Source organism: Solitalea canadensis DSM 3403, from assembly GCF_000242635.2.
GTDB classification, from domain to species: domain Bacteria; phylum Bacteroidota; class Bacteroidia; order Sphingobacteriales; family Sphingobacteriaceae; genus Solitalea; species Solitalea canadensis.
Window position 1 is genome coordinate 2,533,360 of the sequence record NC_017770.1, and the last position, 19,947, is coordinate 2,553,306.

Annotated in this window: 17 protein-coding genes; 4 read left to right on the forward strand and 13 right to left on the reverse strand. The window is 38.3% G+C overall.

Annotated features, from left to right (window positions below):
• Positions 1–6: 6 nt before the first annotated feature.
• From SOLCA_RS10515 to SOLCA_RS10565, 12 genes are all read right to left on the reverse strand, one after another.
• Positions 7–3,075 carry a hypothetical protein gene (locus SOLCA_RS10515; protein ID WP_014680429.1) on the reverse strand — a complete coding sequence of 1,023 codons (3,069 nt, stop codon included), beginning with the start codon at positions 3,073–3,075 and terminating at the stop codon, positions 7–9.
• The gene (locus SOLCA_RS10520) at positions 3,075–6,569 is read right to left on the reverse strand and encodes a baseplate J/gp47 family protein (RefSeq protein WP_014680430.1); all 3,495 of its coding nucleotides are present in this window, start codon (positions 6,567–6,569) and stop codon (positions 3,075–3,077) included. Before SOLCA_RS10520 ends, SOLCA_RS10515 begins: the two co-directional genes overlap by 1 nt.
• An 18-nt stretch (positions 6,570–6,587) precedes the next feature.
• Complete coding sequence (locus SOLCA_RS10525; RefSeq protein ID WP_014680431.1) at positions 6,588–7,004, reverse strand: GPW/gp25 family protein; 417 nt, start codon at positions 7,002–7,004, stop codon at positions 6,588–6,590.
• 3 nt (positions 7,005–7,007) lie between these two features.
• Entirely contained in the window at positions 7,008–7,298 is a 291-nt protein-coding gene (locus SOLCA_RS10530) for a PAAR domain-containing protein (RefSeq protein ID WP_014680432.1), read from the reverse strand.
• Between the two features lie 159 nt (positions 7,299–7,457).
• Positions 7,458–9,233 carry a type VI secretion system tip protein VgrG gene (gene vgrG, locus SOLCA_RS10535; RefSeq protein WP_014680433.1) on the reverse strand — a complete coding sequence of 592 codons (1,776 nt, stop codon included), beginning with the start codon at positions 9,231–9,233 and terminating at the stop codon, positions 7,458–7,460.
• A 255-nt stretch (positions 9,234–9,488) separates the two neighbouring features.
• Entirely contained in the window at positions 9,489–10,184 is a 696-nt protein-coding gene (locus SOLCA_RS10540; protein ID WP_014680434.1) for a CIS tube protein, read from the reverse strand.
• On the reverse strand, positions 10,184–10,357 hold the full coding sequence (locus SOLCA_RS23140; protein WP_014680435.1) for a DUF5908 family protein: 174 nt from the start codon (positions 10,355–10,357) through the stop codon (positions 10,184–10,186). The genes SOLCA_RS10540 and SOLCA_RS23140 overlap by 1 nt, the downstream gene beginning before the upstream one ends.
• Positions 10,358–10,599: 242 nt before the next feature.
• Positions 10,600–11,043, reverse strand: coding sequence for a phage tail protein (locus SOLCA_RS10545; protein ID WP_014680436.1), 444 nt, complete (start codon positions 11,041–11,043; stop codon positions 10,600–10,602).
• A complete protein-coding gene (locus SOLCA_RS10550; RefSeq protein ID WP_014680437.1) occupies positions 11,043–11,477 on the reverse strand; it encodes a phage tail protein in 435 nt (144 codons plus the stop codon). The genes SOLCA_RS10545 and SOLCA_RS10550 overlap by 1 nt, the downstream gene beginning before the upstream one ends.
• Before the next feature lie 49 nt (positions 11,478–11,526).
• Entirely contained in the window at positions 11,527–12,939 is a 1,413-nt protein-coding gene (locus SOLCA_RS10555) for a phage tail sheath family protein (RefSeq protein WP_014680438.1), read from the reverse strand.
• Positions 12,940–12,971: 32 nt separating this feature from the next.
• On the reverse strand, positions 12,972–13,727 hold the full coding sequence (locus SOLCA_RS10560; protein ID WP_014680439.1) for a hypothetical protein: 756 nt from the start codon (positions 13,725–13,727) through the stop codon (positions 12,972–12,974).
• Positions 13,728–13,736: 9 nt separating this feature from the next.
• A complete protein-coding gene (locus SOLCA_RS10565; RefSeq protein WP_014680440.1) occupies positions 13,737–14,288 on the reverse strand; it encodes a DUF4255 domain-containing protein in 552 nt (183 codons plus the stop codon).
• A 304-nt stretch (positions 14,289–14,592) separates the two neighbouring features.
• Here SOLCA_RS10565 and SOLCA_RS10570 point away from each other — a divergent pair, with 304 nt between their 5' ends.
• Entirely contained in the window at positions 14,593–15,681 is a 1,089-nt protein-coding gene (locus SOLCA_RS10570) for an alkaline phosphatase family protein (RefSeq protein WP_014680441.1), read from the forward strand.
• Between the two features lie 99 nt (positions 15,682–15,780).
• Here SOLCA_RS10570 and SOLCA_RS10575 read toward each other — a convergent pair whose 3' ends face one another.
• A complete protein-coding gene (locus SOLCA_RS10575) occupies positions 15,781–16,341 on the reverse strand; it encodes a PAS domain-containing protein (protein ID WP_014680442.1) in 561 nt (186 codons plus the stop codon).
• Between the two features lie 653 nt (positions 16,342–16,994).
• On the opposite strand from SOLCA_RS10575, the gene SOLCA_RS10580 reads away from it, so the two are divergent.
• From SOLCA_RS10580 to SOLCA_RS10585, 3 genes are read left to right on the forward strand one after another with little or no spacing between them, the layout of a single operon-like run.
• Entirely contained in the window at positions 16,995–19,127 is a 2,133-nt protein-coding gene (locus SOLCA_RS10580) for a ribonucleoside triphosphate reductase (RefSeq protein ID WP_014680443.1), read from the forward strand.
• Positions 19,099–19,278, forward strand: a complete 180-nt coding sequence (nrdD, locus tag SOLCA_RS23825) for an anaerobic ribonucleoside-triphosphate reductase (RefSeq protein WP_014680444.1) — start codon at positions 19,099–19,101, stop codon at positions 19,276–19,278. Before SOLCA_RS10580 ends, nrdD begins: the two co-directional genes overlap by 29 nt.
• The gene (locus tag SOLCA_RS10585; protein WP_014680445.1) at positions 19,220–19,936 is read left to right on the forward strand and encodes an anaerobic ribonucleoside-triphosphate reductase activating protein; all 717 of its coding nucleotides are present in this window, start codon (positions 19,220–19,222) and stop codon (positions 19,934–19,936) included. Before nrdD ends, SOLCA_RS10585 begins: the two co-directional genes overlap by 59 nt.
• The last annotated feature ends 11 nt before the right edge of the window (positions 19,937–19,947 follow it).

Sequence of the window (19,947 nt, forward strand, 5' to 3'; positions counted from 1 at the left end):
ATAATATTAAGTTTTAAATGTTCCCAAAACTGTTTTATTTAATACAACTGTATTGCTTCCCTCCTTACTCTCGTCGCAGTTGTGTAATGTTGCCTGCGGATATTCACTATGCAGACGTTCAAGTATTTCAATCATTTTATTATTAGCATCCATAAAGTCGGCCTCATTAGCGATTTTATCAAACGAGTAAGCCGCCAACAGTTCAATCCACCTTTTATAGCGAACCTCAAATTCTCGCATCAGGTCATTATTGAGCCAGCAGATCTTTAGCATTACATGCGCTGGAGCTTCTTCCCTTAACCTGTTTTCGAAATAGCTCCGGAAAGCAGGATTGTCAAAATGTCCTGGCCAGTATGGTAATACAACCGATGCTCTGAATGTATATGGATCGATTTCGCACGGACAATCACAATCGTGCAGACACACCTGCATTAAATCGAATTGATTGGTGCGCGGTCTGAGCAAGATATGTTCGATAAGGTGGAGACCTTCAGGGTCATTACAGGTTCCTTCAAATTCTAAGGCAATTTCATTAATTGCTGTAGTCGCATCACCTTGTGAATTATATTCATTTACACCCGTAAGAATGTCTTTGTAGCTTATTTTGAACTTACCACCTACGGTAATCACCGAATAATTGGTTTTAACGGCACCACCGTTTATAACATCTGCCAATGCGGCTTCTGCATCTGTTTTGATTTCATACTCTTTTGAAATCAGTTGAGTACCATTCAGCGGGGTTACTGTAAAACTATGGAAGCACTTTAGCACCTTATTACCTTCCACCAACACTTCTTTTTCCGTGCAGATGATTTCAATTTGCTTAATACAATACAGGAATCTCCTCTTATGATCTTTGATGCCAGTAAGCGCACAAATCCGTTTTTCCAGTCCTGATACATTATCTGTATCCCAATACTTAGTAGGGTCAGGTAAAAATTGAACATCATCACCAACCACCTGTACAATCTGAGGAAAATAGTTAAATGCTTTGCCCCGGTTAGCGCTTATATCATCGTATTGTTGCAGGGTCAGTATTTTTGCCGTCGACAGCTCTTCAAAGCTTATTTTTTCTTCTGTTTGCTCTTCATAATTAATGGTATACATCATTAGCGCATAATCATTAAAAGATTCTGCAAATCGGGCCAGCAAATGGTCAAAGAACCGACCTCTTCTGTCTTCGAAAGTTTCCTTCGTTTCATAAAGCTTTTGCCATTCATTCTTTTCAGCTTTTGTTGCATCAGGATCACTAATTGCATCGTTAAGAATGGCAGAAGCCACATTGGGTTTATAAATGGTCTCAATATTCTTAATGTCGGCTAAGAATTGCGCATAATAGGTATGTTTAATCTTATCAGTAGAGAAAAGCTCGTGTGAAAAAGACAGCTGTGAAAAGAAATCGGCTAATAACTGCTCATAAAATAACAGATAAGCTTTTAGCTGCCGCTGCTGCGCCTTCCGCTCAGGTGTAACACCTTCAGCCAGTCCGGCTTCACCTATCCCATACACCAATGGAAAATCATATTGAACAGGCCAGTAACTCTCCGTATCCCGCTTAGCACCTTTCGGAACAGGAATATCATCTTGCAAACCACTTAATTTATTTCTCGATCGAATGGCATGCAATAATAAAACCGTGTCCTTCACTTCATCATACCGGGCTATAAAAGGAAACTCATTCTTAAAAAGCAGGATTTTTGATTTATCAGTTCGAAGTACCGGTTTGTGAAATGGTTTCACAGGCATGCACCATTTAAGGTTTTTAAATGCATTATCCGGCTCTCCGTTCTCTTTATATTTGGTCATCTGGAAATTCCTGATCGCAATAACGCCTTCAATATCCATTAGTAAATTAATGATGTCGGAAGCGTATATTTCCTTTTTCAGATTGGTCGATTCCAGCTGAATGGTATCAATGAATCCGTGTTGCAATACCGGACCATTGAATATTTCATCAACAGGAACCTTCTTCTCCAACAGTTCTTTTAATGAGAAGAATTGAACAGGAGGATTTAAATAGTTTTCAATCAAATAAAAAATTTCCGCCTGTACCTTTTCAATATCTGCATCGGGCCTAACATCCGTATCAAAACAAAAAGCAATCTGATCGGTATCTGCTGTTGTAACCTCCACAAAATCTTCACACAGATTCCGGTGCTCATGCAAGGTTTTAATGGCACTCTTTACTATCGTTTGTGCAAGCTTAATTTTTGAAAGATATTGAGCAAAAATTCCCGCCACCCAATCTTTATTATCAAACATGCTCTGAGCATCTGCTTCACTCAGCTTGCCTGATTCGGGCAGTTTTGAAATGGTGACGCCAAATACTTTAGGATTCGGCACTCCGGATACAGTTAAAGCACAGGTCCAGCCATTTTTACCGGCCGATAATACTGCCGACTGAATCTTGGTTTTATCTTTAGCCAGTTGCGCGAAATCAAAATCTGCATTCTTCCAAGCATCCAGTTCAATGGAAAAATAAAACTCATTTTCAACATATTTCCCGACTAACTCAGGATTACCCGTTACGATATCTCCATCATTTAAATCGCCAAATTGATCATCATAATCGAGCGAAAGCAATACCCTGTACAAACCCGAAAGAAATAGCGGATGCTCATTAGGAGTATAGATTAACTGATCATTGATACAATCGGCATATATTGGCACTTCATTTACCGGAACTGTTTTTCCGTTCACCATCTGCACATCTTCAGCAATTAGCCAGGCATTCTGCACGCCGGCCAGATCAACCAACAACTTACGGTAATCATTTATGGTTAAAGGATTTACTGTAAGAATTTGCTTAGCAGTAAAGAAGGTTTGTCCGCTTACTAAGTTGCCATTCACATCCGAAAGGAGATCCTTCATATCGAACTGACAACGGTAGCCAAGTTCGGTGATCGCATAGCACAATGCTTCCAAGATGGTGATGCCCGGATCATGCACATTATAATCTGTCCATAAATCGCTTGATAAACTCTCAATATGTCGTAATCCTTCCTTACGCAATAATTCATAATCCATTGCTTGCGGAAGTTTCCTATTTTTCGATATGGTCGTTTTTTCTTCCATCAGCATTCACAGGTGGCAGGTGAATCAATAAGGTGAGTAATCTTTGTTATCTCATTAGTATAAGATACCAGTAATGACCGTGCCGTAGAAGGTATTGCAACTTCTACGTCTCTTTTTTCAATCGTATGTACAGCGCCATTGCGTTGTATGATGTGATGCATTTTAAAGCAGGTAACGTAATCAACATAAGGCCGCTCCTCCACAAAATTTAACACTTCAGATTTTATGATCTTTCCTCCAAAAGAAATCTCATTGCTTATGTCGAAGGCCCATGGTGTCAGAAATTTCTCAATTTCCTTATCGAGCAATTGCCTGTAAAAGGAGTTATCAAGATTTTCATAAAAACTTACCATAAATTCAAACTGAACTTCTTCGAACTGCGGATTTTTTACATGCAGTTTCACAAAAGGAGAAATTAGCTTATGCAGGTAGGCATCCATGTTAACCAGTGTGCCTATCGGAGTGTAAGGTTTTAAAGGATTGATACCGGATTTGTTCCTGAAATCAGGAATAGTAATAATGGTTACATGACCCGGGAAATTTTCGCAGAAAACCTCCGAGTTATCAGTTTCTGTATAAAACCCCGCATGATTAATGCATTTTACCTTACTTATTTGAGGGAATTGTTCGAGTATAATGTGCTCATAATCCCAAATGGTGATGGCTCTTTGTTTATGCCTTAACCTTTCGCTTACTCTTGTATAAAAATGCTCGTCCGATTCTCTAGTTCTTCCTCCAAAGGAATCGAAAGGTTGAACAATGCTTTTTATGGCCGACTCACTAACTACCAGTTTGGAAATTGTACCGGCTCGCAAGGTTTGAGAAAACTCAATTTGCTTCGTTTCATCCTGCACTAAAGTTACCTGCGCCGCTTGAGCCTGTACCATCATCAATTTGCAAACTGCATCCGGGTTTTGTTTAGCAGCAATTCTGATCCAATAAAGCCCTTTTTGCTGTGCGGTACATTGATTACTTATCGTTAATGGAAGTGTAGCCGTAACAATACCGGATTGTGTTAAATTATTGGTTCTGTCGATAATATGCTTACTCTCAAATTCTATCCACTTATTACCAACAGCCAGGTAATGCCAAAGCAATTTTTCCTCGTTTTTAAGCGGATTGGAAGAACCTTCTGCCACCTGGAATAAGATATTCACCACTTCTTCCGGTTCGGTGTTATCGAGCCCAATAAATAGTTCGCCATTGTTATCCATTTGGGCAACCAAACTTATTTTGGCTGATGGTAAGGCGTTATCAAACGCAACTTCATAATACCCAAATGGTGCTAAATGCAGAAAACGGTTATTGCTATTTGTATTAACCGCATTAAGAGGAATAACTACGGTTGCTTTGTAATTAATAGAAAAAGCTGATAAATTCAGTTCCGGAGGCGAAGCGATCGGCCCAGTATTAATTTTATACGTTGGTGTTGTATCAGTGGTTTGGCTAATGGTGGTGCTGTTTATTTGCGTTTGGACAGCCGATAAATAGGTGTCTTTTGAATAGTCACTTACACCTATTTGTAAACGAATAAATCCCGTTAAAGTAGTTGATGCAAGTGGTTCATTCTCCGAAAAATCTTTAGCAGAAGGAATGTAATTACTGTTTAAATTAAATGCATCCACACCTGCTGAAGTTCCACTGATAGCTACCCAGTTTCCCTGGTATAAATAACCTATTTGGCTGTTGTAAGGTATCTTTTCTCCAAAAACAAACTGTATTTCTGTTAAGCTTTTCTGGAATATTTCTTTACTGCCAATGTAAAATAAAGCATCCGAGTCAGGAAATTCGCCATAAGGTTTAAATGGCTTTGAAGCATCAACAGACCCCGTATTATTTGAAAGCTGCAAATTCCTTACCCCAACAACATCAACAGCTACCTGTATGGTATTGATTCGGTCTTTGGTTAATAAACGATATGGATAAGAAAATGCTGAAGATTGATTCAGATAGATCTTTAAAATCGGTAAATCCGTTTCTATGCTTTCCTTGTGTATGTTTTCTGTATAAGGGATAATAGGTGGGTCATCCGGACTTAGTGTTAATGAAAATGTGAGTTGGTCACCAATACTATTTCCTATTACCTGCAAATCTACCGTATGCCAACCTTTATTACCTGTTAATTCGCCTTTAAAAAATCTCGAATGCGGTAATGAGGATGTATCAGCAAAAGTAGTGGTACCATTGGCAAAGGTTACGGTTATCGTTACTGTTCGTTGTCCTTCGTTTAAGAACAGTAGATTAGACACAATTGCAAAACCTGTAGTAGCCTCTTTTATAGTTTCGGGATTGCCAAAGGTAAACCAGCTTTTATCAACCGAAACCAGCTTGGCTCCCTGACCATCTTCTGAAGCTGAAATTGGCGATGCCACTAGCAACTCTTTTGATTTATTTAGAAATTGAATGGATTGAATTTGTTCTACTACTGCTTTATTAAACACTACATCCTCAACCAACGCATAACTAAGTTCTTTCCCGGTTATGCTGTCTTTTCCGCCCTTAAATAGTGTTCCTTTGGTTAATAAATGTTTAGGAACAGGTTTCTGCAATTCAAGCAATAAATGGGCTTTGTCGGTTTCTGCTTTTTTATTAACCAACTGCAACACTTCTTTATAATAAAAGTCGAGATGTCGTTTGGTATAGTTGTTTAATTCATCTTGTGCTTTTGCAAATAGCTTTACAAAAGCAATGACTAATGCATAATGAGGAGTGTGTGATGGATAATCTTCAAGTGTTTTTTCAAACAGTACTGCGGATTTTTCTGCCAGTGTGGCTATTGCTTTTAGCAAGGATTCGATCTGGGCATTAAAGAAATTATGGTTGATACTATAAACTACCTTATCTTTTACACTTGGTAAGGAAGGAGGCACCGTTAATCCGGTAACCGGAAGTGGAAGCGTCCATTCTGTTCCCAGATCGGTTAATGCAAAACTACTACTTGAGGCTGTGTTAATTGGCGCCGCACTATCGATATCTGTGCCCGTATTTAATAGGCCATCGGTGTTAAAATTGTCATATAATTTTTTGAGATTAACGGCAGGAAGCAATAGTTTAGTTTTTATCAGATTTTCGATTTCCTGCTTAAACTCATAAGATTCGGGCAATAGATGGTATTGCTCGGTAACGATCTTTAACAAGGAAAAAAGAAGGTCGAATACGTATTTAAACTCTTTTTTAACTTCCGCATCTGTTCCGCTAAGCCTGATTTTTTTATATACTAATTTCTTATAATCCGAACATTTTCGGGAATCTAAACGCATTAAAAAGGCCAGGGTAACGCTTATGTCCATTTTCATGAATGGTTCCCAATCTCCAGCTAAACTATTTGTAGTGTTATAGTAATTTAAATAGGTGGAGTAACGTCGCAGAAAAAGCAAGATATCTGCTGCTTGTCTTTCATCTGCTTTGGCAAATGAGGTAGACAAGGCGGATAACACCCTGGTTAGGACACTGGTTCCCTCTCTCTGCAATGGATTTTTCTCGTTACATGCCATAATGTACAGCTTACTAACTTATTTCCTGATCTCTGTTCCTTCTGTTTTATAATACGGATAAACAAAATTGAACCTCGAATTAGTCGACCTGACGGTATATTCCACTGTTATCAATATCTTTCCCTGCAATTCTTCAGAATCGTCCAGGTCTATCTTATTTACATCTATTCTTGGTTCATAATATAAAATTGCAGTGGCTATCAGGTCTTTGATGTAGGTTTTAAAGGTAGTGGTAAGTGGTTCGAACACCAGCTCGTCGAGGTTGCAACCATAGGTTGGTTGCATAACCCGCTCTCCTTGCCTGGTAGCCAATAAAATACCAAGACTACTGTTAATGTCTTCTACATCACTGATCATCACTACTGCAGAAGTTATATCATCAAACTGCGGTGGAAATCCCCACCCTGTTCCCAGAAATGATCTTTTTGCATCCATTTCTTATCCCCCTATTATAACTGTCGGGCATCCAATTACAATTGTTCCTCCGTGTGCAGTTGTATCTCCCATCCTTGCTGCCGGCTTCCCTCCGATAAATACAGAGGATGAACCTTTTACAATTAAATCAGGCGGGCCTGTACACACACACATGTCTCCAACCGTTGCGGCAGGCAACCCTCCAATAAGCACTGTAGGCACTCCAGCAGGGAGTATAGGCCCGCCAACATGGGGTACCACTCCGGTAACCATCGGACAAACATGCATATCAGATACTCTTGCTGCCAGTGACATGATTTATTGTTTTTGTTCTATAATTCATTTCTCCCTCCGTCGGCTGAAGTCAGACGGCAATGAAGCTCTTGTTGAATCATCTATTATAATTATCCATTCCGTAGGCTGAAGCCAGACGGCAATGAAGCTCTTGCTTAATCTCCTATTTTAATCTAATGCTTAGTTGATCTTCACCACTCCGCCTTTTATTTCTGTTGCTCCTCCTCCTGAAATTTTCACAGATGCACTCCCCTGCGCTTCCAGACTTGTATCTGATTTTATGGAGATTTTCTTTGCCTCGAGTGAAAGTGATGTGCCTGCCTTTATTTTTATTTCTTTTGATGCTTCTATGGTAATTCCGGAACTCCCCATTACTATTTTGTTGCCGTTTCCATCTTTAAGGGTAATTGTTCCGCTATCATCATTCATTTCAAAAGACCTGCTTCCCGGTGTTTGTATGATTACGCTTTTTTTATCATCGTCAAACAGAAGCTTAATTTCAGAACGTGATACATAGCCTTTTTCATTATTATTCTTCTTAGGCTCTAAAGGTGATGATTTAGCACTACTATGTAGCATTCCGAGTATTACAGGGTTTGAAGGATCGTCGTTGATAAATCCTACAATTACTTCATCATCAATCTCGGGCCTGAAGAATGTTCCCCTTTTGTTTCCTGCGTCTAATGTTGCAACACGAGCGTGCAATCCTTCTGCCTTATCATCAACTACAGGTAGCTTAACTTGCACTCTGTATTCTCCATCACTATCTTCAATGTTCGTTACTATACCAATTTGCAACCCTTGAACCGTTGATGGCTGACCAGTTGTGGATGCGGAATGTTGTGGGTTTGTTTGTTCTGAAAAGAACTGTTCATTCCATCCAAGTGTCGCTTCTGTTATCCAGCACCCATCGGTATATTCTTGTTGTACAGCTGAAACAAAGTGAAACCCCTCAAAGGCATTTCCAACTCCGCTTAATTCGATAAAATCTCCAGGCAAAACGGTTATATCCGTTCTTGCGATGTACTTCACTTTGCCTTTAATACCCGACAAGTCTTGCTTTATTTTTTTTGTCTTGGCTAACACCGTTTGCTCTTCTTCCGTAAAAAAGGCCGCAGAACGCATTTCAAAACCTTTGGAAACATTTTTACTTTGATCCTCTTTCTCCTCTACAATCTTTTCATCGTTTCCCGAAACTCTTACTTTTTGTTCCTTAAAATCCCAGCACAAGGTTTTCACCTCATCACTTCGGATTCGAGAATCTTTATCAGCACTAAACTCAAGTATGTTTTTACCATGAATGAGTTTTAGCATTTCTCCTGATTCATTCGTTGGCGGATTTTGTATTGCTAATTGTTTTATCTTAACTCCAGCACTGGAGATGACACATATCATACCCGCCACATCAATTCTTCCAATCATAAAATCCCAGTCCGAGATGTTGGATTGGACCAGTTGTTCATGTTTGAGGTCGATGGAAGCAACCTTTTCGGTTGATATATTATTTTTATTCAGCAGTTCTTCAGCTATTTCAGAAGCGGTTATTTTCTTTTTAAAATGAGCGTTGCTTTTGTTTACGGTCATTTTTATGGTTTCGTCCTTGCACTCGATGGTTAGTTCACAGCAATTATTATTTATCTTGTGTGTATTGGTAACAATGATTCCGGTGAAGAGAAATTTATCATCATCCGATTGTCCGTTTCTAAAATATCCCAGCTCAATTTCAATTTTCTTTCCGGGTACAAATTGTCCGGTTGAGCTAATCGAAAAATCCTGTTTGCTGGCTTCACCATCGATAACAACAAGATTAGCTGTAGGTATTTTATTGATTTCCTGAAGAATGGTTAAAGAGGTAACATGGTACTGACGGGATATTTCTTCTCCATCTACCTTAATCAACAAGGTTACCACATCCATCTTGTCTTCTACCAAAACTGTATTATCGGTTGATGCCATTGTATTAAAATAAATTCTAAAATGATTAAACCGTGCAAAAACACGATTCGGTAAATTATCTTCTTCAGTCACCTTCAGTGGGGCTCACTTTTTTTCTCCAGCAAAAAAAAGTAAGCAAAAAATGCCGTCGCTGCGTATAGTTCTCCCGCAGTTTCTACTAGTACTTTCGTACGAACTGCCGAACTATACAAGGCGAGTTTTGCACTTTTGATAATTATTGCATTTTATTTTTTTAACATAAATCGAATCATTGTATTAATCTATTCTGGGAAATAATACCCGTTCACCAGGTTTTATCTTTCTAAAACTGTCCAGCCTGTTAAAAGCTGCCACATCTGTATAATAATCCTGATTATTGTAAATGTTATGTGTCATGAGTGAAAGTCTGTCGCTAGCGGTTATTATGCGTTCATGGGTAATATCCGGACTTTGCGAGTTTTCTTTGGCGACTCTAAGCTCTTCGGTTACCGTTCCTTTGAATGTGCATTTGGCAATGGCTCGTAGAGGTGTTCCGTCCGGTTTAAAAAGTTTGAATTCAATATCCAATGCAATAAGCACTCCTTTGAAAAGAAGCGTTCCCCAAATGATTTTCAAATAATTTGGCCTGTGTTTCTCTCCATTATACTCAAAGATCTTTTTCTTAAAATCATCCAATTGTTCTGCAACTGTTAAGGATGAGACCGATGAGTTTTCAGTAGCTGCATCTTTGAATGCTCCGGTTCTATCAAACAAGAAATCAAAATTGAAATCTTGTGGCGGCATTTTGTTGAACTTCAACGCCACTCCGGATGTTCCCGGAGCTTGTGTATCGCAAAATTCAATCTTGTATTTATACGTATAGGTTTCTGGGTTAATTAACGCATAGAACTTCCCTCCTACAGGTTCGTTTAGGTCCGGATCCTTATAGGCCTGGATGTATAGTTTCTCTATTTTTCCAAACTCGAGAGCCATTATCGTTCACTTTTTTGACGAAGAATGCGAAGTACTTTATCAGTTACTTCTTTTGTAATTTCTTTTTTCAGTTTGTTTATATCTTCCTGCTTAAAGCTTGCACCTGAATTGGTTTCTTTATCCCGATTGGTGATGATGGCTTTTATGTGCAGTTCTTTGATTTCAATGGGCATAGTTTTAATTGATTTAGTTGGCTTCTCTTCTTCCTTTATTTAAAGTCATTTAAGAAATTACACCGTCTAAGATTTGCTTTATTTCCATTTACTTAATTTCTCTTCATTTCTTTTGCTTGCCCAAAAGAAACGAAGCAAAGAAAAAGGCACAAAATCCTAATGCTTTCCCCCACATAACCTTGCGCATGGCCGGCCGGATTTTGATTCCCTCCGCTCTTTCTCTTATATCATTAGTATATCATTCAAACACTGATAATATTGAAATACTGATAGCTCAATGTTATTGATTCGACTACTATTGAATTTTCCTGGGCATTGAATCCTGATACAGACCATTTCTTGGGAATTGCGTTTACTATATACCAGCTTTGGAGTGGAACGTGTTGCTCATTAAGCAATGAAACTGTTAGGTTTACAGGTTCAAAAACAAAGTTTTCCAATGCATTTCTGCACCACAACAGAATTCCTGATCCAATGAACATTCCTCTTTTCAGTGTTATATCGGCATACCTTGTCCTTTTGGGGGCTTGCCAGGTAAACCTGTTCTGCCCTCCTTCAGCAAATGATTCCATTTCTATTTCGGCATCTAATCCGCTTACTTCCTGGAAACGGGAATCATTTGGCGATTCTGGAAAAAGTTGGAATATCACCAAAAAATGAAATCCTACCGGTGGATACTCAATCATTAAGCTTCATTTTGAATGGTTAATCCTTCATGCGCCAATTCAATTGTCTCAATTGCAACTTCATTGCCATCTGCTTTCAGATCAGTTGATTGCACTTTCACAGGCCAGGCGTTTTTAATTTTCCAAACTACAACAGGCTCATGGTTTTCATTTAACAAGGAAATAATCACATTTCTGCGTTCAATTGTGTTCAATGCAACCGTGTTCCACCAGGTGTAATAATCATTATCACCTTGAAAAGTGCCACGCTTCATCGTGATATTGGAGAATTTTTGCATGCCGGGCATTTTTATTTTATGATATTCCGGACTAGCGCCGTCTCTATATTCAATTACTTCGGTAGAAACTTCAAGACCTGTTACTTCGGTGAAACCAATTTTTGCGCCGCCCCACTCAACCTGGAAATGAAATTTCGGAATTGGGTATTGTGCCATATCAGTTTTATTTAGTGTGAATAATAGTTGTGACGAATTTTATTTATTCTCAACTTTCTTGTAGTTTATGCATAAAGCGAAGAATGATAAATTCTGCAGGCCGTACCGCTGCCATACCGATCTCTACAATCAGTTTTCCATCAAGAATGTCTTGTGCAGTCATTGTTTGTCCGAGTCCGCATTTGACGAAAAAAGCATGTTCCGGTTTAGCACCTGCCAGTGCCCCCTGACGCCACAGCAGCGTAAGGTAATTTTCAATCATGGCCCTAACTTTCGTCCATGTATTGGCATCATTAGGCTCAAAAACAAACTGTGCTGTAGCCTTTTTGGCAGATTCTTCTACCATAATGAAAAAACGACGAACCGGAATAAACCGCCATTCACTGCTGTTGCCATCAAGTGTTCTGGCCCCCCACACTACAATCCCTTTTCCGTTAAATGGCCTGATCGCATTTACTGATTTACCGGTCCCCGGATCAATGTTCATCGAAGCTTGTTCATCGTCCGTAACAAAATCCATCACATCCAATACAGACACCAACGGCACATTTGCCGGAGCCTTCCATACGCCTCTGTTGGCATCTGTTCCTGCAATCACTCCTGCTATTGCCGGCGTTGGCGGCAGCACAGGATTCAGGGTTCTTTTTATAGCGTCTCTGGCAGCATAGTAGGCAATGCTTTCATTCGGAAGTAAAGCGTTTAAAAATGTGTTGGTAGCCGGACCACCATTTTTCACCAACTTCACTTTTACCTGATTTTCCAGGTATTGGTATTCATAGTTGGTTTTAAGATTCGGATAGTAAGCCGCAGCATAATTAAGGTCCTTATTTAGCCCTACTGTAGTTCTGAAATTATTGATATTGGTAGTTGTATCTACAGCTGTATTGTCAACCACATCTACCAATGTAAACCTGTCTTGCAATTTTGCACACTGATTAACAGCTTTTTGCATCAGCGCATAAAAAGTTGCTGGCGTAGCAATAGCCTGTCCTTCAGGAATTACAAACAAAGTTGGCTCATCATATGCTTCCAACGCCTTGATCCCATTGTCAAGATCTGTATCTGAAATTCCTACCGTTGAAGACGGTTTTACAGAAACGATGTAACACGGACCACCCCCATTATCGAAATACAGGCGAAGTGCATAATACATATTATGCGCATTGGGAGCTGCTGCCAATTTTGCAACGGCAGTAACAGAAACTGAAGGGGTGGTGGTGAGTGTAACATCCACCGTAATATTCTTTTCATTTTCGGCTTTCCCAAAGCGCTGCTCATATTCTTTCAGGTTGAAAATCTTAACAGGAACAATTCCTACTAAGGGAATTCCTTGTTCGTCAACCGCTTTCTCTGTATAGCCAATAAAGGCAGGTATTGCAGTGGAAACCTGCGCAATCGAAGGCGGTAAAACAGAAATCTCATTTATATATACACCAGGTGTTGCAATAGCAGACTCGTTCATGGTATAAAATTTTGATTGTTAAACAATTATTTTCAAATTCTACTTTTAAATCGTATGGTAAATACTGGTGCCGGATTAAACAGTTTATCACCGGTATCTAAAACCTTGTAACTATTATTTATTACTCCCGTCCTTTGAATATCAATTGCTGCAAAACAATTAACATCAAGTAGTATGGCAGCACTATCTTTCAGATCGGCATTGCTGGCAACTTGTTCTACTCCCGGAAGTTTCTTCCAGAATGCAGTATCGGATAATGCAATGCTTTGACTGGCCAATACAGTTTTTATGGGACTGAATAAATTGCTTCCGCTTTTTACTAAAGTGCCTATGGAATAATCTTTTGCGGCAGAATGATTCTCTACAGGAGTTGTAAGCAAGGTGAAACCACCACTTATATTGTTAACCTGGTTAGAAAAGCGATAAGCTTCTTTACTTCCGGTTGCTACCACGTAGGTTTTAGCCAAAAAATCACTACTACTGTACAGTAGAAATCGGATTTTCATATCTGCGGGCATCGTAATAAGTGGTATTTTAGGTTCTTCTGTCGGCGGATTAAAAAATGCGGTTTCCACAAAACAAGTCAAGGTATTTTGACTAAATTGATAGCTGATCCTGTTGTTCAAAAACAACTCTGTTGTAGCTGCGTCAGCTGCAATATTGATATGCTGATCGATAAAACTCTTTTGAGGTGTTTCATAAGCAGGATGAGCGAACTTAATCACGAATAATTCGCGGTAAATGATCTTTACCGTTTCGCCCACCCTTTGTATAGTAAACACCGTCATAATTCAGTTTTAAAAATTTAAAATGATCTCTTTAACAGGCGGTCCTTCCATATCGGTAATGCTATCAATGGTTACCATGCGAACCCGGTACATTACAGATGGATAATATTTACCTCCCAATACCGACCATATTTCATGCAATTGTTGAAGGTTCAATGTCACCATTTCCAGTATCAGTTTTTCAATATTGGGATGTAATGCAGGGGTATTGGAATGATCGAACACAAATTTCTTCTGGAAAAATTCAATCACATGCTGAAGGTTTTGCAATGACATTCCATACGCTGAAGTTGGTTTTACAGAAGTAAACAGTAAGGTAAAGTATAAGTGAATGGCAGGATTCTTTTTCAGTATTGTGTTATCTTTTTTAACGTAATAATCAAGTTCACGGGAAATCCTGTTTTCTTCAATATTTATTAAGGAGATGATGATGTCTGAATTTGCACCGTTAGACAGGTCATTTACGATCTCGGTGATATTACCCAGATCAACTGTAACGGGAAACGAACTCAACTCATTACTTAATTCTTGTTGAATAATATTGACAGCTGGAAAAATCATGAGAGCATATTAAAGCTGTAAACAATACTTTGATTTTTGAACCAGGTTATCCCCGTAAAAAGGCAGAACACCACCTACAATGTAAGTCTGATGGAATTATGCAGATGCAATTTCCCGGTTATCTGTTTTTCCACAGGAAAGTTGTAATACTTTCCGGCAAATAGTTGAAAGTAGAAATAATCTAAATTTATGATTATTAGGTAAATAGAAAAAATATTTAATTAAATATAGATAAATTCCAACATAAATCAAATGGTTAAATTAGAAGAACCTGATTGTGGGGTTAAATTTAATTTCTGTCGTTATGAAAAAGCTACTCCTCCTCACCTTTTCTGCTTTCATCTTAAACATTGCTATTGCCCAACCAAAACTTAAAACCAGGAACATCATACTAATAACTCTTGATGGCTTCCGTTGGCAGGAATTATTTAAGGGTGCAGATTCAACATTGATCAACGATAAAGATTATACTACCAATTTTGGCAGAGTAAGCGAGCAATTCTGGGCCGAAACCCCACAAGAACGCCGACAAAAGTTAATGCCTTTTGTTTGGCAAACGATTGCCCGTAATGGTCAGCTGTATGGAAATCGCGACTTGAATAATAAAGTGGATATGACTAACCCGCATTGGGTATCTTACCCTGGCTATAGTGAAATACTCTGCGGTTATGTAGATACGCTTATCAGGGGTAATAAAAAAAGGAACAATCCGAATATAACGCTCCTTGAATTCTTAAATAACCGCCACGAGTTTAATGGTAAAATAGCCGTTTTCGGTTCATGGGATGTTTTTCCTTACATTATCAATCAGGAACGATCTAAAATTCCGGTCAATGCAGGATATGCTAAGGTTGAAGGAGACCATTTGAGCACATCCACTAAATTACTAAACACCATGCAAAAACAGGTTCCAACGGTATTTGGAGGTGCACGTTTAGATGTATTTACCCATTACCAGGCAAAGGAATATTTAATTAAACACCATCCAAGAGTGTTATTTATTGGATATGGCGAACCTGATGAATGGGCTCATCAGGGAAATTATGAATATTATCTACAGTCGGTTAACAATATCGATCAATTTATAAGTGATATCTGGAATTATGTCCAGAGCAACACATTTTATAAAGACAAAACAACCTTAATTATCACGACAGATCATGGCCGTGGTGAGGCCCAAAAAGGCAAATGGAAAAGTCACGGAATCAATATAATTGGAGCGGGTGAAGTTTGGTTGGCAGTAATTGGCCCCGATGCAAAACCATTGGGTGAGGTAAAATCAGAGGGCCAGTTATACTCCACACAAATTGCTCAAACAATAAGCAAGTTACTGGGGATTAACTATATGAATACCAGGTCGGTTGGAAAGGCTATTGATTCTGTAATTGAGTGAGGGATTAAATTGTCAAAAAGCATAACTCCTGAAAAAAATTAGCAACAAAAAATGGGGACGAAATACGCCCCCATTATGGTAAAGTCTAATTATGCTATATTAATCAAAGAAGCGAGCAAAAAATCCTTTTTTGTCTCCACTTTTATCACTTTCTGTGATGATGCCTTTGATGTAAGCGTTGTAATCTTTTCCTTTTTCTTCTAAAAAGCCATTAAAGTATTTTTCGCTGGCTGCTACACCACCTACTTTCTCAATCTGAATTAACTTTTCATAAAGCGGTTCTATTAAATCAGTTATTACTGGTTGTGGAACGGCTCTTCTTTTTCCATAATAATTAACGATATCACCCCCAGCCAGTTTAACCTCAAAATCTGTGATCACCCAATAATAACGGCCATTTTTGGCGAGGTTTTTTATAATAGCATGCATATTTCTGCCAGCTTTCAAATTATCCCAAAGAATTTTAAAAATTACTTTAGGCATATCCGGATGGCGGACAATATTTTGAGGTTGGCCCATTAACTCGTGCTCTTCGTAGCCCGACACCTCAATAAATGCATCGTTTGCATACTCAATCACACCTCTGGGATCGGTTTTGCTCATAATTGTCTTGGATTTATCCCATGCAACTTCTTTGTTAACTGGTATCGGCTTTATCATAAAAATTATTTTTAATAACTGCTACTTACTTTTTTTACAAATTTAGCAAAAGTTGTAACATCTAAATTCTGTCACAAGGATAATACACCAAATAAGTAGTTATACTGAGTAAAAAAAACAATATTTTATTAGTAAAAACAGTTGAATTTCGACGTCTTTTTAAGAATAAAATGTATTTATGCACTTGATTCCTATGAATTCAAATACCCTAATAGCATAATTACCAATAACTTAGCTATTTACAACTTAAACTTCATCATCTTTTAACAATTATTTCACAATGGCCAAAAAGATTTGGGCTATAAAATGAAATTATTTGAGAATATCTTTGGGAATAATCCAGATATGACATTCGTCATGTTTTAGAACAGATACTTTTAGAAACTTCGCGTCCTTTTTAAAAATAACCAACTATGAATCCTGACGCTTCACTCTTTCCGAATTATTGTTTTGACTTTTGGCAAAACAGTAAATCTTTCAAATTGAAAATTTCGCTCGTAATAAATCATGCAGGATGATGATTAAATAAAAAATCAACTTTTTTATTTAAATAAATCAAATCGGCATTCCTATCACCCATAATCCTTTGGGCCAAGCAATTACCCTGTAAAAATCGTTTACAGGTTTTTCAAAAATCTCATTAAAGTTTAAGTATGATAAAATATGTGATCAAACGAAATGGTGAATACCAGCCATTTGAAGATTTTAAAGTAAGAGATGCTATTTCAAAGGCCTTTCAAAGTTTGAACTCCGTTACAGATCCGGATATCTGTGAGTTAGCGTTGGCTACTTTAGAATCCAAAAGCGTTTGTGCAATTGAAGAAATTCAAGATTGCATCGAAAAGGCGCTATTTGATAAGGGATATTTTGAGGTCATGAAGTCGTTCATGGTTTATCGTCATACACGAAAATTACAACGAGAACATATCAATGGATTTAATGAGGATACTACGTATGTAAATAGCACACAAACTGTAGAAGAATACATTGCTCAAACCGACTGGCGCATTAATGCAAACGCCAATACTTCTTATTCTAACGCCGGACTCGTAAATAATACGGCCGGAAAGATAATTGCCAATTATTGGTTGGATAAAATCTATTCAAAGGAAGAGGGCTATTCTCATCGTAACGGCGATATCCATATTCATGATTTGGACTGCCTTACAGGTTACTGTGCCGGATGGAGTCTTCGGGTTTTGCTTGATGAAGGTTTTAATGGTGTTCGTACAAGAGTGGAAAGCCGGCCTCCCTCTCATTTTAGGGAAGCGTTGGGACAAATGGCCAACTTTTTAGGCATTCTTCAAAGTGAATGGGCTGGCGCTCAGGCTTTCAGTTCTTTTGATACTTATCTGGCTCCTTATGTCTTTAAAGACCAGCTTTCTTATGCTGATGTATTAAAGGCGATACGAAGTTTTATTTATAATCTTAACGTTCCGGCTCGCTGGGGACAATCACCTTTTACCAATATTACGTTGGATTGGATTGCTCCGCAGGATTTAAAAGATCAGATTCCGACCAAAAATAATCATCACTTGTTTGCTGTTCTGAATAATGAAGACCTTCTTCGTAAAGCCAATGAAAGAGGTGTTGCAAGTCTAACAGATATGACATACGGTCATTTTCAACCGGAAATGAATCTTATCAATAAGGCCTATTATACCGTCATGACCGAAGGAGATGCTAACGGACAGCCCTTTACTTTTCCGATTCCAACCGTGAACATTACCGAAGATTTCGATTGGGAAGGAGAAAATGTGGACTTACTATTTGAAAATACAGCTAAAATAGGTTCTTCTTACTTTCAGAACTTCGTTGGCAGTCAATACATTACTGATGCTGATGGAAAAAGGGTTGAAAATCCGGATGCTTACAAACCTAATGCTGTCCGCAGTATGTGTTGTCGCTTACAACTCGATTTAAGAGAGTTATTAAAACGCGGAAACGGGCTGTTTGGCAGTGCTGAAATGACCGGCAGTATTGGTGTCGTAACGATAAATATGGCACGTTTAGGATATCTCTATCAAGGAAATATAGCAAAGTTATATCATCGATTGGATGAACTCCTAATCATTGCCAAAAACACCTTGGAGAAAAAAAGAGCGTTTATACAAGAACTGTTTGAACGTGGTTTATTTCCTTATACCAAAAGATACCTGCGCGACTTCAGAAATCATTTTTCGACCATCGGGGTTAATGGCATGAATGAGATGATGCTGAATTTTACCCAACATAAGGATGACCTTACCTCTACTACCGGAATTCAGTTTGTTTCAGAAATACTGGATCATATTCGTCTTCGTATGAAAGAGTTTCAGGAAGAAACCGGTAACCTTTATAACCTGGAGGCTACACCGGCTGAAGGCACCACGTATCGCTTTGCCAAAGAAGACAAAAAACGCTTTCCGGATATTATTCAGGCCGGTCAGGAAGAAAACATCTATTACACCAATAGTTCTCAGATACCGGTAGATTATACTGAAGATCCATTTGAGGCTTTATATTTACAGGATTCGCTGCAATGTAAATATACAGGTGGAACAGTTCTTCACTTGTACATGAGCGAAAAAATCAGCACACCTCAGGCATGTAAAAACTTCGTAAAAAAAGTACTTACTAACTTTAAATTACCTTACATTACGGTAACTCCGGTATTCAGTATATGTCCGGTTCATGGATACCTGAACGGAGAGCATGAATACTGCCCAAAATGCGATAATCTGTTATTGACTGAACATAATCTTAATTCAACTGCAAATGAAGACTACACCACAGGAGTTTCTTAACCAACACTTGGATAAAAGAACTAAATGCCTTGTCTACACAAGAGTGATGGGCTATCACAGGCCGGTAGAAAGTTTTAACATAGGAAAAAAAGGTGAGCACCAGCAACGAACACACTTTAACGAAATTAAAACCTCAAGGGCCGATTTATAGCATCACCCCTTTCACCTTATTAGACTACCCGGATAAAACAGCCTGTATTCTATGGTTTGCAGGCTGTAATATGCGGTGTTTATATTGTTATAACCCTGATGTTGTTTTAAACAAAGGTTCTTTGAGTTTTGAGCATGTTTATCGATTTCTTGATTCCAGGAAAGGGCTATTAGATGGCGTGGTACTTAGTGGAGGTGAATGTACCATGCATAAGCATATTATCCCTTTTATTGAAAAGATTAAAGCAATGGGATTTACAGTAAAAATTGATACCAACGGATCAAGACCTATGATCTTACATCAATTGATTAACGACGAACTTATTGATTATGTAGCACTGGATTTTAAAGCCTTGCCCGATCGGTTTCAATATATTACCCAATCAAACCTCTTTTCAAAATTTGAGCAAACACTTTCTTTATTATTGACATCAACAATTAAGTTTGAAGTAAGAACGACTGTACATGCTGATTTGATTACTACAACGGATCTAATCCGTATGGTATCTTATCTGCAAACAAGAGGTTATAAAGGAAATTATTACATCCAGTACTTTGTAAATAATGTTAAAACACTCTCCGATTTGAGGTTTTCACCTAAAGAATTAAAACGCGAACTTCTTTCAACTTCGCAAATCAACCTTATTTTTAGGGAATAGATTCTTCTCAT